Origin of the sequence: Paenarthrobacter sp. NPDC089675 (genome assembly GCF_044749185.1) — a bacterium.
In the GTDB taxonomy this organism is placed as follows: domain Bacteria; phylum Actinomycetota; class Actinomycetes; order Actinomycetales; family Micrococcaceae; genus Arthrobacter.
The window spans coordinates 186050-200559 of sequence record NZ_JBIVHM010000006.1 but is presented as its reverse complement, the minus strand read 5'-3'; the positions used below and the strand labels follow the sequence as shown (position 1 = coordinate 200559).

Annotated in this window: 14 protein-coding genes and 1 pseudogene; 11 read left to right on the top strand and 4 right to left on the bottom strand. The window is 64.0% G+C overall.

Going from position 1 to position 14510, the window contains the following annotated elements:
* The first annotated feature begins 29 nt into the window (after positions 1–29).
* Both ACIPY2_RS14665 and ACIPY2_RS14660 read left to right on the top strand, forming a co-directional pair.
* Complete coding sequence (locus ACIPY2_RS14665) at positions 30–284, top strand: glutaredoxin family protein (protein ID WP_400267120.1); 255 nt, start codon at positions 30–32, stop codon at positions 282–284.
* 76 nt (positions 285–360) lie between these two features.
* On the top strand, positions 361–1068 hold the full coding sequence (locus ACIPY2_RS14660) for a redox-sensing transcriptional repressor Rex (protein ID WP_400267119.1): 708 nt from the start codon (positions 361–363) through the stop codon (positions 1066–1068).
* Positions 1069–1109: 41 nt separating this feature from the next.
* Here the strand turns inward: ACIPY2_RS14660 and ACIPY2_RS14655 are convergent, their stop codons facing one another.
* From ACIPY2_RS14655 to ACIPY2_RS14645, 3 genes are all read right to left on the bottom strand, one after another.
* Positions 1110–1883: a hypothetical protein gene (locus tag ACIPY2_RS14655; protein WP_400267118.1), complete on the bottom strand. Its 774-nt coding sequence runs from the start codon at positions 1881–1883 to the stop codon at positions 1110–1112.
* A 288-nt stretch (positions 1884–2171) separates the two neighbouring features.
* On the bottom strand, positions 2172–2906 hold the full coding sequence (locus ACIPY2_RS14650; protein WP_400267117.1) for a hypothetical protein: 735 nt from the start codon (positions 2904–2906) through the stop codon (positions 2172–2174).
* Positions 2907–3078: 172 nt separating this feature from the next.
* A complete protein-coding gene (locus ACIPY2_RS14645) occupies positions 3079–3630 on the bottom strand; it encodes a YceI family protein (RefSeq protein WP_400267216.1) in 552 nt (183 codons plus the stop codon).
* 211 nt (positions 3631–3841) lie between these two features.
* On the opposite strand from ACIPY2_RS14645, the gene ACIPY2_RS14640 reads away from it, so the two are divergent.
* From ACIPY2_RS14640 to ACIPY2_RS14605, 8 genes and pseudogenes are all read left to right on the top strand, one after another.
* Positions 3842–4507 carry a histidine phosphatase family protein gene (locus ACIPY2_RS14640; RefSeq protein WP_400267116.1) on the top strand — a complete coding sequence of 222 codons (666 nt, stop codon included), beginning with the start codon at positions 3842–3844 and terminating at the stop codon, positions 4505–4507.
* Between the two features lie 9 nt (positions 4508–4516).
* Positions 4517–5128: a TlpA family protein disulfide reductase gene (locus tag ACIPY2_RS14635; RefSeq protein ID WP_400267115.1), complete on the top strand. Its 612-nt coding sequence runs from the start codon at positions 4517–4519 to the stop codon at positions 5126–5128.
* 5 nt (positions 5129–5133) lie between these two features.
* A complete protein-coding gene (locus tag ACIPY2_RS14630; protein ID WP_400267114.1) occupies positions 5134–5889 on the top strand; it encodes a cytochrome c biogenesis CcdA family protein in 756 nt (251 codons plus the stop codon).
* A complete protein-coding gene (locus ACIPY2_RS14625) occupies positions 5889–7625 on the top strand; it encodes a cytochrome c biogenesis protein ResB (protein ID WP_400267113.1) in 1737 nt (578 codons plus the stop codon). The genes ACIPY2_RS14630 and ACIPY2_RS14625 overlap by 1 nt, the downstream gene beginning before the upstream one ends.
* A complete protein-coding gene (gene ccsB / locus ACIPY2_RS14620; RefSeq protein ID WP_400267112.1) occupies positions 7625–8686 on the top strand; it encodes a c-type cytochrome biogenesis protein CcsB in 1062 nt (353 codons plus the stop codon). The genes ACIPY2_RS14625 and ccsB overlap by 1 nt, the downstream gene beginning before the upstream one ends.
* A gap of 173 nt (positions 8687–8859) precedes the next feature.
* A complete protein-coding gene (locus ACIPY2_RS14615) occupies positions 8860–10881 on the top strand; it encodes an Hsp70 family protein (RefSeq protein WP_400267111.1) in 2022 nt (673 codons plus the stop codon).
* 3 nt (positions 10882–10884) lie between these two features.
* On the top strand, positions 10885–12909 hold the full coding sequence (locus tag ACIPY2_RS14610) for a LuxR C-terminal-related transcriptional regulator (RefSeq protein ID WP_400267110.1): 2025 nt from the start codon (positions 10885–10887) through the stop codon (positions 12907–12909).
* Between the two features lie 167 nt (positions 12910–13076).
* Positions 13077–13181: pseudogene (locus ACIPY2_RS14605) on the top strand (IniB N-terminal domain-containing protein); the annotation flags it as partial.
* Positions 13182–13202: 21 nt separating this feature from the next.
* Here ACIPY2_RS14605 and ACIPY2_RS14600 read toward each other — a convergent pair.
* Positions 13203–13622 carry a hypothetical protein gene (locus tag ACIPY2_RS14600; RefSeq protein WP_400267221.1) on the bottom strand — a complete coding sequence of 140 codons (420 nt, stop codon included), beginning with the start codon at positions 13620–13622 and terminating at the stop codon, positions 13203–13205.
* On the opposite strand from ACIPY2_RS14600, the gene ACIPY2_RS14595 reads away from it, so the two are divergent.
* Entirely contained in the window at positions 13623–14498 is an 876-nt protein-coding gene (locus tag ACIPY2_RS14595; RefSeq protein WP_400267220.1) for a hypothetical protein, read from the top strand.
* Positions 14499–14510: the final 12 nt, after the last annotated feature.

Here is a 14510-nt window from a genome sequence, read left to right as displayed (position 1 = left end):
GGGAGGGATGATGCGGTTACCGTTGAGACATGCCGATTCCCGACGTCGTTCTCCTCACCAAAGCTGACTGCCACCTGTGCACGGAGGCGCGTGCCGCCGTCGAACGTGTTGCCTCCGGGCTGGGGGTGCAGTGGACCGAGCAGGCGATCGACGGCGACCCGGGCCTCCAGGAGCGGTACGCGGAAGAGATTCCGGTGGTGCTGGTGGACGGCGTGCAGCGGGATTTCTGGACCATCGACGAGCAGCGTTTGACCCGCATTTTGAAGAAAGCGCTGGAAGGCTGAACGGTCCGCACTCCGGAAGCAACCGCTTTTTGTTGACCCCGGCGAAGGGTCCTAGAGTGGAACAACAAGCGACGCAATGGAGAATACCGTGACTGCGCTGGAACCGTCCCCGGAAGCAACAACCGGGGACAACCAAGCTGCCGCCAAGCAGATCCCGCCCGCGGCTGTGGCCCGGATGACCCTCTATTTGCGCGCGCTCAACTCGCTCCTGGCCGAGGGGGTCGAACGGGTTTCGTCGGATGCCCTGGCCGAGGCCTCGGGGGTCAGTTCCTCCACCCTGCGCAAGGACCTCTCCTACGTGGGCTCCTATGGAACGCGCGGCGTGGGCTATGAAGTCCAAAACCTGAGCCGCCACATCGCTGCTGCCCTGGGGCTGACCCACGACTGGAAAGTAGCGATAGTCGGGGCCGGAAACTTGGGCAAGGCCCTGGCCCGCTATGGCGGCTTCGAGTCCAGGGGCTTCGACGTTGTGGCAATCTTCGATGCTGACCCCATGGTGATCGGGAACGAGGTGGGCTGGCTCCGGGTCAGCGACTCAGCGGAACTTGAACGTGTCCTGGAACGTACCCATGCCAACATGGTGGTTCTTGCCCTCCCGGCAACGGTGGCCCAAGAGGTCTGTGACCGCGTGATCGCAGCCGGGATCCGCAGCATCCTCAGCTTTGCGCCGGTGCTCTTGCAGGTGCCGCCGCACGTCAACCTCCGCAAAGTGGATATGGCCACTGAGCTTCAGATCCTGGCCTACCACGCACAACGGGCGCAGACACCGGGCCAGGCTGTTTAGCCTTCGCCGGGTCCGCGCCCGCTGATGGTTCGGGTTCCGGCCTAGCGGCCGTTGTAAGGGTTCTGGTACGGGTTTCCGAAAGCCTGCTGCTTGCGGAAGTACGGAGCCGACGCCGGCAAGTACAGCAGGACGATCGCTGCCACGCCCAGCAGGATGGTGATGGTGCCAACGCCGATCTGCGAGAGGCCCAGGAGGGAGATCGCAGCCAGGACGGTGCCAAGGATCCGGGCCCAGTTCTTGCCTTGGCGCACTTTGAAAGCGACCAAAGCATAAAGCCCGGCCATGATCAGGGAAATGATGACCACGAACGTGATGGCCACACCAACAATGCTGCTGACCGAGATGTCGGAGCTCCGTGAGCCCTGACCATCAAGGGCCTGCTGGATCATGGCCTGGCCTTCGCTGGAGTTGAGCAACGCGATGGTCAGCGGGATGCCGATCAGGGTCAGGACGCCTGCTGCCAGGATCATCCAGAACGAGATGTTGACCAGCTGCGGAACCCGGCTGGGACCCGGCTGCTGGCTCGGCCAGTTGGTGTCCTGGCCGTACTGCGGTGCCTGCTGCCCGTATTGCGGCGCGGACTGGCCATAAGGAGAAGCCTGCTGCCCGTACTGCGGTGCCTGCTGGCCGTACTGCGGCGCGGACTGGCCGTATTGCGGCGCAGCGGGCTGTCCGTACTGGGGTGCCTGCGGCTGGGACTGCTGGCCGTACTGCGGGGCTGAGGGCTGCCCGTACTGGGGCGTCGAAGACTGTGAACCCTGCTGCTCCGGAGTGGAGTCGCCCGGGTTGGAGGGCGGGTAGGGAGGGTTGCTCATGGCATTCCTTTGCTTGTTCGACTGCTGTGTGGCTACCGGGTCAGCAAGTAAACCCCTGCCCCCAGCATGGTTCTGAGTCCACCGTACCCCCACGATCCGGCGGCGCGGACGATCACACGCAGGAAATTCCTCCATGTGGATAAATCATCACGAGGGAGTACGCTCCGCCCGGTGGAAGTACTCCTTGATGATGAAGGCCGCGGCGGTCCTGGAGGGACTGCCGCGGCCTTCAAGCCGCGAAGCGTGCGCCGATTCCGGAGGCCCGACGGCGGCACATCGGGTTTTGGGTTACGCGGTGCCTTTGACTGCCTTGAACCAGAGTTGGGAGTTGGGCAGCCACATCAGGACGACGGCGACGAGGCTCACCGTGAAGCCGAACCAGTTACTGCCGAGGCCTGCACTGGGGCCGCCCATGTTGATGGAGCCGAAGACAGCCAGGAGCAGGGAGACGGCAGCGAGGACTGTGAGGGCCAGGCGTGCCCACTCCTTGCCTTCCTTCATTTTCATGGCCAGGATCACTTGCGCAGCTGCTACTGCGAGGCTGATGAGCAGCAGGACCAAGGCAAATGCCGCTAACCCGGGTGCAAAGGCAAAAGCCGCGATGAGCGCAAAGAAGGCAATGAGCCCGAACAGGAGGCCAAGCAGACCCGAGATAACCCAGATGAAGTAGGACACCTTCAACTCGGTGGGCAGCCCTTGGGTCTTGAAGATGCCGGAAAAGCCGCCTTGGGGCAGGACGTCGTTGAAGCTGCGCGGTCCGTCGGTGGGCATCTCAAAGTGGAAGCCACCCGGCTGACCGGGCGCCGGTTGCCCTGGTGCGGGCTGGCCGGGCGCCGGTTGTCCGGGGCCGGGCTGGGAGTATTGGCCCTGCTGGGGATATTGACCGGGCTGCGATGGCGGCTGGTAGCCCTGGGGAGGTTGGTATCCCTGCGGAGGCTGGTAACCCGCAGGAGGAACATTGCCGGGCTGCGGTGGCTGGGCGCCGGGCTGCTGTGGCTGTGGTGCTTCGTCTGGGTTACTCATGGCATCACTTTAGACCGCAGGTTGAAGGAAACATAGGAAATTCGGAGCGAACTCGCAGCCTCATACCGGGTCCGTGCCGAACAATCGGCGGGTGACTTCCCAATACGCGAAACGGCGCCCCTGCACAGCCATGGTGTGCAGGGGCGCCGTCCGTGGAGCGCCGTCGGCAGGACTAAGCAGCTGCCGGTGCGATGAAGGCGAGCTCGAGGTTGATGGCAACCTTGTCGCTGACCAGGACGCCACCTGCTTCGAGTACTGCGTTCCAGGTCAGGCCGAACTCCTTGCGGCTGATGGTGGTTTCGCCGGAGACGCCGGCGCGGGTGTTGCCGAACGGATCCACGGCGACACCGTTGAACTCGGTCTCGATGGCAACTTCCTTGGTCACGCCCTTGATGGTGAGATCGCCCACGAGGTCGAAGCCGTCACCGTTGGCCTTGACGTGGCGGGAGACGAAGGTGATCTCCGGGAACTTCTCCACGTCGAAGAAGTCTTCGCCCTTGACGTGGCCGTCGCGGTTGACGTCGCCGGAGTCGAAGCTGGCGGTCTTGATGGTGGCGGTGACCTTGGAGTCGGTCAGGGTTTCGCCGACCTCGAGGGTGGCTTCGGCTTCCTTGAACTGGCCGCGGACCTTGCTGATGCCGGCGTGGCGGACGGTGAACGCGATTTCGCTGTGGGAGTTGTCGAGGATCCAGGTGCCGGTAGTGACGTTGGCGGGGAGGGTCATCATGGTGGTGCTCCTTTGGGTAGTGGAAGGACTTGGTGCTTGCCCGGTCGAAAGGTACTTGTTACTTGAAGCGTCAACCGAGCTTCGTGACTAGTATAAACATGCATATGCATCTTTTATTCCAACCCCGCGGAACATTTCGTAAAAACTTTGAGTTCTACTTGCGGTAGAAGATTTCAGATCGCCCCGCTTCTTTGAGAAACTGGTAAACATGCCCCACGCAACTGTCCATCTGCTCCGCCATGGCGAAGTCCATAACCCCGATGGCGTCCTGTATGGCCGGCTGCCTGAATTCCACCTCTCCGAGAGGGGGCGCGAGATGGCCCGCATGTTGGCGGATCACTTTGCGGCCCGTGCCAACGAGGGGGCAAAAATCGTTCACCTGGTGGCCTCGCCCCTGACGCGCGCGCAGGAAACCGCCATGCCGACGGCCGCGGCGCTGGGCCTGGAGATCACCACTGATCCCCGGATCATCGAGGCGGAAAACCACTTTGAGGGGCTCCACCCCAAGCGCAGCGAATTTTTGAAACCCAAGCACTGGTACTACTTCCGGAACCCGCTGCGTCCTTCGTGGGGCGAGCCCTACAAGGAGCAGGCGGCACGCGTTATCGCAGCAGTGCAGGACGCCCGCCTGAAGGCCATCGAACTGGGCGGAGACGGCGCCGAAGCCATCCTGGTCAGCCACCAGTTGCCGATCTGGGCCACCCGCCTGTCCGCCGAGGGCCGCCGCCTCGCGCACGATCCGCGCAAGCGCGAGTGCACCCTGACCTCCCTAACGTCGTTGGTCTTCGACGACGACGGCAAGGTGGCGCGGGTGGACTACAGCGAACCTGCTGCCGTACTCCTGCCCGGTGCCGCCAGCACCCCGGGAGCGTGAAAGACACCTATGGATAAGAACAACCTCTCGCGCCGCGGCGCGCTCACTGCCGGTGGCCTCCTCCTGGCGGGCCTTACCGTTGGACTTTCGGCCTGCGGCGGACAGCCTGATTCCTTGGCGGACCAGGCCCGCAAGGGTGACAACAAGAACTACGTTGCAGGTGACGGCTCCGTCACCGAGTTCGCCAAAGCCGAGCGTGGTGCGCCCGTAGCGCTCAAGGGAACCCTCTTCGACGGGACTGCTGTCACTCCGGACGTCCTCAAAGGGAAAGTCACCGTCCTGAACTTTTGGTTTGCCGCGTGTGCTCCCTGCCGTGTGGAGGCTCCCCAGCTGGAGGCTTTGCACCAGGAGTTCAAGGACCAGGGCGTGCAGTTCTTCGGCGTCAACCTCCGTGACGAGAAGGCCACGGCCGAGGCATTCGACAAGAGCTTCAACCTCACCTACCCGAGCTTCAATGACAAGGACGGCGCGGTACTGCTGTCCGTGTCCGGGATTGTTCCGCCCAACGCCGTGCCCACCACGCTGGTCCTGGACAAGGACGGAAAAGTGGCCTCCCGCGTGCTCGGCGAGATCGAGAAAAGCACCCTGAAGGCTCTCATCACCTCCGCCGTGGCGGAGTAGGCATCATGAACAGTCCTTTCGCCGAGACCATCCTCAACGGATCACTGCTTCTCGCAGTGCCCGTTGCGCTGCTGGCGGGCCTCGTCTCCTTCCTTTCGCCGTGCGTGCTGCCACTCGTGCCCGGTTACCTTGGCTACGTCACCGGACTGACCGGCGTCGACCTCCAGAAGCAGCGGCGCGGCCGCATGCTGGCCGGGATCGGACTCTTCGTCCTGGGCTTCTCAGTGATTTTCGTTCTGCTGGGCGGTGCTTTCGGACAGCTGGGGACCCTGGTGGGCGGAGGCCAGAACGCGTGGATCACCCAGGTCCTGGGGATCCTGGTCATCGTCATGGGCGTTGTGTTCATGGGTGGCTTCGCGTGGCTTCAGCGGGATGCGAAGATCCACGCCAAACCACCGGCAGGCCTCTGGGGCGCGCCGTTGCTTGGCCTGACGTTCGGCCTCGGCTGGGCCCCCTGTATCGGTCCGACGTATTCGGCAGTGCAGCTTTTGAGCCTGTCCGGCGGATCGTCGGCGGCCAAGGGAGCGCTGCTGGCATTTGTCTACAGCCTGGGGCTGGGCGTGCCCTTCCTCCTGATTGCGTTGGCCGTCCGCAGGGGAATGGGAGTCATGTCCTTCTTCCGCACCCACCGCCTTGCGATCCAGCGCATCGGTGGCGGCATTTTGATTTTGCTCGGCATCCTGATGGCCACCGGTGTGTGGGGCCATTGGGTGACTGAGCTGCAGTACTGGTTCCAAACCGACGTGAAGTTGCCGATCTGATGAGCGAGTCCGTGAAGTCCAAGAAAAACGCTGCCACCGGCAATGAAACCGGCAAACCCGGCGAGCAGAAGCTGAAAAAGGCCAAGTCCGAGGCCGCGCTGCCGAGCTTGGGCATCCTTGGCATGCTCCGGTGGGCATGGACACAGCTCACCAGCATGCGGACTGCGTTGTTCCTGCTCCTCCTCCTGGCGATTGCGGCGGTGCCGGGCTCGTTGTTCCCGCAGCGTCCCGCGAATCCGGCCAATGTCACGCAGTACATCAAGGACCACCCTGATTACGGCCAGATCCTCGACGCCCTGCAGCTTTACGACGTCTACTCGTCGGCTTGGTTCTCGGCCATCTACCTGCTGCTCTTCATCTCGCTCATCGGCTGTGTTACTCCGCGGGCGATCGCGCACTACAAGGCCATGAAGTCGCAGCCGCCGCGGACACCCAAGCGACTGTCCCGGCTGCCGGAGTACGGCACGCTGGTACTGCCCGCCGACGCCGGCGTCCCGGCGTCGAAGGCCATTGACGACGCCGCCGGGCTGCTCAGGAAGCGCGGCTACCGCGTTGAGGTCAGGGACGCCGACGGCGACCTTCCGAACCTTGGTGCCGAACGCGGTTTCACCAAGGAAATCGGGAACCTGGTGTTCCATACTTCGCTGATCGGCGTACTGGTGTCCGTGGCCATCGGTGGCCTGTTCGGCTACAGCGGCCAGCGGATCCTGGTTGAGGGCGAGACCTTCGTGAACACCTTGGTGGGCTACGACCAGTTCTCGCCGGGAACCAATTTCCAGAGCGCATGGCTGCAGCCGTATTCCGTCCGCTTGGACAAGTTCCAGGCGACGTTCGATCGTGAGTCGCCCAAGAAGACCGGCCAGCCGATCGACTTCACTGCTGACGTCACCACCAAGGAGAACCCTGACGCTCCGGAGAAGAAGGAGACGCTCAAGGTCAACGACCCCATCTCACTGGGCGGCACCAGCATGTACCTCACCGGTAACGGCTACGCACCCGTTGTCACGGTCCGTGACGGTAACGGCAACGTGTCGTTCCAAGGTCCGGTTGTTGCAAAGCTGCAGGGAGACAACTACTACTCTTCAGTGGTGATCAAGGTTCCGGATGGCAAGCCGGACCAGCTTGGCTTTGTTGGCTTCTTCCTGCCTACGGCTTTCCAGACTGAACAGGGGATCTCGTTCAGCGCCGACCCTGCGCTGGCCAATCCGCAGTTGAACCTGGACTCGTATTACGGCGATCTGGGCCTCGACAAGGGAACTCCGCAGAACGTTTTTGAGCTGGATGTGAAGAACCTGACCCAGCTCAACGGCCGAAAGCTCGATGCCGGTGGCATCGTGCTGGCCCTGGGACAGACCACAACCCTGCCTGAAGGCAAGGGCAGCATCACCTTTGACAGCGTCAAGAAGTACGTCGGCGTGGACATCCACCACAACCCCGGCCAGCTGTATGCCCTGATCTTCGGACTGCTGGCCGTCGCGGGACTCGTCACCTCCCTCTACATCAGCCGCCGCCGCGTATGGGTCCGCACCGGAACCCACCAGGACGGCCGCACCATGGTGGAGTACGGCCTGCTGGCCCGCGGCGAAGACCACCGCTTGGCCGGCGAAGCCGCCGCCTTGCGGGAGTTGTTCGCCAAGGAATGGCAGCTCCCTGCAGACGCGGCGGAAGCGCAACCCGGTCCTGACCGGACTCACTCACCAGACTCCGTCTCTTCCACAACCCCGAAGGACAAGTAATGCCCGCTATCAACGAAACACTGGGCCAGTACAGCGAGCTCTTCATGCTGTTGGCCGCCGGCACGTACACCATTGCGTTCCTTGCTTTCCTCTGGGACCTGGCCAAGAGCAGCAAGACCTTGCGCGCCGTGGATCTGAAGGCGGCAGCGAGCTCCACGACCGAACGGGTCACCGTGGCGGCCGGGCGGGTTGGCCTGGGCGCCTCCGACGCTGCCGGGCCCGCGGACCGTGGTGAGCGTCCGACGTCGGGCGCTACCTCTGCGGTGTCAACGGCGGCAGGCGACATGAAGTACGCAGGCGAACGCCGGGCGGCCGCCCGAGTGGGCGTGGCACTGAGCATCCTGGGCGTGCTGATCCACGCAGCCGGCGTTGTGACGCGTGCAATAGGCGCAGGTCGTGTGCCGTGGGGCAACATGTACGAGTTCCTGACCACGGGTGCGTTCGTCGCTGTGGCTGTGTTCCTGGTTGCCCTGATCCGCCGCGACCTCCGTTTCCTGGGCACATTCGTGATCGGCTTGGCCATCATCATGCTCGTGGCTGCCAACGTTGCGTTTTGGACCCCCGTAGGTCACTTGGTTCCGGCACTGCAGAGCTACTGGCTGATCATCCACGTCTCCATCGCGGTGCTGTCCTCGGCCCTCTTCACGCTGACCTTCGCCATGTCGGCCCTGCAGTTGGTGCAGTCGCATCGGCAGAAGAACCTCGCGGCAGGCCGTACCGACAACCTTCCCTTCATGCGGCTGGTGCCCAACGCCCTGAGCTTGGAAAACCTGTCCTACCGGATCAACACTGTTGCCTTCGTGGGCTGGACCTTCACGCTGATGTTCGGTGCCATCTGGGCCGAGAAGGCATGGGGCCGCTTCTGGGGCTGGGACCCCAAGGAAGTATGGACCTTTGTGATCTGGGTGGTCTACGCAGGCTACCTGCACGCCCGTGCCACCCGCGGATGGACCGGAACGCGTGCCGCCTGGTTGTCGATTGTGGGCTACGCATGCGTGGTCATCAACTTCACCCTGGTTAATACCGTCTTCAACGGATTGCATTCATATTCCGGTCTCTAAACCGTACATGGGCCTGAACTGGGCTTTCTCCAACGAGTCGAGTATTTCCTGGAGCAAGCCCGGTGAGGGCCCAAAAATTTAGCTGTCGCCCGCCAAAAGCAAGTGCTACCTTGTTTTGAACCCGCTTGTGATGAAGTCCGCTTGCGCCATGCCGTGTTCACTTCGAGGTAACCATGAGCTATGTTCTCGCCATTGACGTCGGGACAAGTTTCACCGCTGCAGCCGTGCTCAGGTACGGCCAGGAACCAGCCACTGCCCCTGAAATCCTCCCCCTTGGACTCCATGGAAGCGCTGTGCCTTCCGTGCTCTACTACGCGGACAACGGCAGGGTCCTGGTGGGGGAGGCCGCGGAACGACGCGGCCTGGACGATCCTAAGCGCGTCGTGCGGGAATTCAAGCGCCGGATCGGCGATTCCGTGCCACTTGCCGTTGGGGATGGATGGCTTGCGCCGGAAGACGTCTTCGCTGCCATGGCGGCATGGGTGGCGGACAAGGCCGCGGAACGTGAAGGAAGCCCGGCAACCTCGATTGTCCTGACCTACCCGGCCGCGTGGGGCCGGCACCGGACCTCGACGGTCCTGGCTGCGCTGAACTTAGCGGGCCTGGCTGCAGTGAGCCTGATCAGCGAACCGGAAGCGGCCGCCCTCCATTACGTTTCACAAACCAAGGTGGAGGACGGCAGCACCATTGCGGTCTACGACCTCGGCGGCGGAACGTTCGATACTGCGATTCTCCGCAAGGCCGGTGCCGGCAACTTTGAACTGCTGGGCCATCCGGACGGACTGGAAACACTAGGCGGCGCCGATTTCGACGCCGCCGTTTTGCGTTATTTGGCATCCCACCTCGGCGAGGCCCTGACCGGCCTCGACCCCGCGGACCCCGTTACCCTTGCTGCTTTGTCCAGGTTGCGCCGCGAATGCCGCGAAGCCAAGGAAGCGCTCTCCTTGGACAGCGAGGCCAGCATTTCGGTTTCCCTTCCGGGTACCCAACAATCCATCAGGCTGGTCCGTGCCGAGTTCGAGTCTTTGATTGAGCACCATGTGCGGGAAACCCTGGACGCGCTGGAACGCAGTCTGCAAAGCGTGGAGCTTGAACCTGGAGACCTGAGCGCCGTGCTGCTCATCGGAGGCTCTTCCCGGATACCCTTGGTTGCCGAACTCATTTCCGCCGAACTTGGCCGCCCCATAGCCGTGGATGCGGACCCAAAGTCCTCCATCTGCCTGGGCGCGGCCGTATCCGCGCTTCCCGCCGTGTTGCCGGTACCCGATAAAGCCGACCAGACTGTTGCCACCCCCACTGTTGGCCGTGCGGCAGGCGTGGCGACTCAAGGTGCTCTGGCGCGGGCCGGCGTCGTACATCGCCCTTCGGCACTGTCTGCGCTCAGAGCGGGGGCGCTCAGAACAGCAGCGGCGGGCAGCCACGGTGCGCAGCCAGGGCGGCATGCTCCGCGAACGCGCGTCCGGATGACCGCGGCGGCCGCGGCCGCTGCAACCGTGCTGACCATGGTGACGGCGACGGCGGCCCAAAGTCCCGACGGCAAGGACCTTTTGTCCATCTTCGCCTCCCAGGCAACCGATGTAATGCGCGACGGCGGAGGCCAGCCCGCTGGACCGGCAGGCGGCGCAGGCGACGGAGCTGCCGGGTCAGTTGCAGCTGGCGGCCAGCCGGACGCGGGCCTTGACGCCAGTGCCCGCACGGGAACGTCCCGAACGTCCACCGGAACCGGCCCAAGCGGAAGGAAAGGAAGCCAACCTGCGGGCGGCTCAGGCTCTGCGGCGGTACCCGGCACGGGCAGTGTTGCTCCGGGTGCGCCGCTGCCCGGGAGCACAGCGCCCGGTGCATCGAACCCCGGCACGTCCAACCCCGGCACGTCCAACCCCGGCGCATCCACTCCACTGCCAACCACCCCGGGAGGGGCGGCCAGCGGGCCGACGCCCGATCCTTCCACCCCGCCGCCCGTGGTTCAACCCACAACACCGCCGGTGGTAACCCCCACGACGCCGGCAGATCCGCCGCCCGCCACTGTTCCTGATCCGGTCACCCCGGCGCCGCAGCCAACCACGCAGGCGCCTCCGCCTCCCGCCACACAGGACCCGGCACCAGTACCGTCGGATCCCGTGACTGAGCCGGCTCCGGCACCACCTCCCACGGAAACCACCCCGAGCCAGGAACCCGCCCCGGCAGCGGTGGTGTAGGGGATGCGGGAACAAGACCATTCCGCAGAAGACTACCCAGGCAAGCACTCCCACGGAGAGGAGGTGCCGGAGGGAGGGCACGGCCTGTCCGCGAGCACGCTGGCGGTCAGGGAACTCCTCCTTGCCCTGGCAGCAGGATTCATGGTGCCGGCCCCACTCCCGGACAGGCTGGCCGCCCGGGAGGACCTGCCGCAGATCATCGACGCCGCCACACAGGCCGGGCTGCTCATGCCGGATGGCTCCTTGGTGGGAACTGCCCGCCATGCGCTGCTCAACACCACACCGGCTCCAGTGGTCCAGGCACTGCGGAGGCAGCTGGTGGACAAACTGGTGGCAGGTGGCCAAGGGCTGGGTGATTTGGCCCGGGAACTGGCGCGCGAGGGCCTGGAGGACCCCCGTGTTGCAGCCGAACTTGAGCAGGCAGCGGACACGGCGTTAGCCACGGATCCGGGACTCGCCGCAGCCTTGTATGCCGAGTCAATCATGGCCGGCGCTTCCGAATTGCCGAACGCGGCCAAGCGGGCACACGCCCTGCTGGCTACCGGCGAGCTGGACGCCGCGGGACGGCTCGTGGACAGGCTGCTGGCGTTGCCCGATCCGAACAACGCGAACCTGGCCGTTGATGTGGCGGCTGCGGTATGGGCCCACCGTGGAATGCTGGCCAGGAGTGCCGATACCTATGCCTGGATTGGCCCGGAACGAACCGGGAACTCCGCTCCGCTGGCCGCCTTGGCGATGATCGGCACGGGGGATGTTGCCGGAGCGAAGGCGCTGCTGGCTGCGGCGCATTCTTCCGGATCACCCACCCTGTTGTCAGTGGCTCTTTCCCAGGCCCGGGATGGTCTGCTGCGGACGTTGGGCGAACAACCGGAACTCGGGCTGCCGTACTTGATCCGGGCGTCGGACATGATGAACGCGGCAGGGGCTGCCCTTCCCATGCCGGAGGTTCCGGCAGTGCTCGCGGCCCTGTGTGCACTGCATGGCGGAGAACCGGCAGTGGCCCACAGTGTCCTGAAGGCAGCTTTGGCGGCCGGCCAAGGAGGCGACTCCGCCAGGCCACGGCTCTTCCTGCTCCAGGCGTGGTGTGCCATGCAACAGGACAATGCGGACGACGCGCGACTGTCCATCAACGAAGCCCTCAAGGCGAACCCCTGGAAGCTCACGCCCCGGGATGAGTTCCTGCTTTCAGTCCTTGATGTGGGTCTGGCACGCCGAGGCGGGGAAGTCCATGAACTGGTCCTCGCCTGGGATCGTGCCCGTGAGGCGATGATGCACGTCTCTGTGGATTTATACAGCCTCTTGCCGTGGGGTGAATTGCTGATCACCGCGGCGCGCCTGCGGGAAACAGCCCGGGTTGCGCATGACATGCAGGGCGCGTGGGAGCTCCTGGAGCGGCTGGGCAACCCGGTCCTTTGGTCCGTGCCGTTGCACTGGGCGGCAGTCGAGGCCGCATTGCTCGCCGAAAGCCCGGAAGACCTGGCCCCCCATGCCGCAGCGCTGGTCCGCGCCGCTGCGCACAGTCGTTATGCAGCCATGCTTGCCGGGGCCGGAAAGGCCTGGGTTTCGGTGCTGGCCGGCCGTTTTGACGCGCACGACGTCGAGGCTGCTGCCCGCGGATTGGCAGCAGTGGGTATGCCCTGGGAAGGTGCCCGCCTGGCAGGCCACGCTGCTGCCCGGGTGGATGAGCGCCGGGACATGGTGAAGTTGCTGGCTTGTGCGCGCGATATCCATCCCCAGGTCGCTGCCCCGGCTACGGGCAACCGACCTGAAGCACCCCTGACGCGGGCGGGGTCGGCCGCCTCGACGGTTGCCGCGCCGTCGGGCCTCAGCGCCCGGGAAGAGGAAGTGGCACGGCTGGTCCTCGAAGGCAGGACCTACCGGGAAATCGGGGAGGCAATCTACATCTCGCCGCGCACTGCCGAACACCATGTTGCCCGGATGCGTCGACGCTTGGGGGCGGAAAACCGCTCCGACCTGCTGGTCCGTCTCAGGCTGGCCTTAGGGGAGGCGACGCCGCCAAGGGAGTAACACCCCCACCCCCTAACGGAATCCCGATGGATCCCCTAACGGCGGGGCAGCGGGTAGGGGGACGGAACCCGATGCCCGGTCCCTTCCCCCAGCCATAGTTTGGAAACAAGCCCGGCAACGGCGCCGGGCGTTTTCCCCACCAACACACAATTTGAGGGAGCGTTCCAATGCCAACACTCGCACAACAGCTCGTGCAGTTCCTGATGAGCCTGTTCAACAATCCAGAGGCCGCCGAAGACTTTGTCCGCGATCCGGAAGCTGCCCTGGCAGCCGCGGGACTGCACAACGTTTCCTCAGCCGACGTGGACGCAGTCCGTCCCGTGGTTCTCGACTACGCCCCGATCAACGCCCGCTCGTCGTTCGATCGCGAATACAACACCGGTGGCAACCACGCGACCACCGGCGGCGGCGTTCATCACGCTCCCGGCGGCGGCAGCGGCAACACCGGCGGCTGGGATGATCACGACGACGATCACGGGCATGGCGGTGGTGGTTGGGATGGTCACGGCGATGATGATCACGACGACGATCACGGGCATGGCGGTGGTGGTTGGGATGGTCACGGCGATGATGATCACGACGACGATCATGGTCACGGCGGCGGTGGCTGGGATGGCCATGGCGATGATGATCACGACGACGATCATGGGCACGGCGGTGGTGGCGGTGGCGACTGGGACGATCACGCCCACGCTGTCCAGCAGCTCATCCACGTGGTGAACAACTACTCCTACACCACCATCATCGACGACCGCGACACGATCAACGACCAATCCGTGAACCAGAACATCTGGGCCAACGGGGATGTCAGCCAGGTCTTCAACCAGGAAGCAGTGATCGCTTCGGGTGACGGTGCCATCGCCGCCGGCGACGATGTCCGCGACTCGGGCAACACCACCACGACCACCACGACCACTACGAACAACGACAACTCCGACGACCACTCGCTGAACATCATTTCCCAGGGAGACGGCGACGTTAACGTGGGCAACACCGACATCGACGTCAGGGACTCCTTCAACGACAACTCGGACCACTCGGTCACGAAGGACTCCTACAATACGGATGTCGATGTTGACGTGGACGTCAGGGATTCGTTCAACACTGACAACTCCGACCACTCGACGAACGATTCGTACAACGACAATTCGGTGACCGACAACAGCGACAACTCGGACAACTCGACGAATGTCTCCGATTCCTTCAACGGCAACCATTCGGGCAACACCACCACCACGTCGGACTCGTACAACGACAACTCCACGGACGTGGACGTGGACGCCGATATCGACGTCAAGATCGAGGATTCCTTCAACACCGACAACTCGGCGACGGACAACTCGGTGAACGATTCGTTCAACGGCAATACGTTGACGGATAACTCCGTGAACGACTCGCTCAACGGCAACACGCTGACGGACAATTCGGTCCACGACTCGAACAATGACAACTCCATCAACGTCGAGGACAACGAACTCAACGTTGACTACACCGACATCGACGCCGAACACTCCGTGGTGGTGGCCGACAACGATGTCGATTTGGACCTCGCTCCGGCACCGGACCACGGTTACGACCCGGCCCACTAGCAATTCCAATCA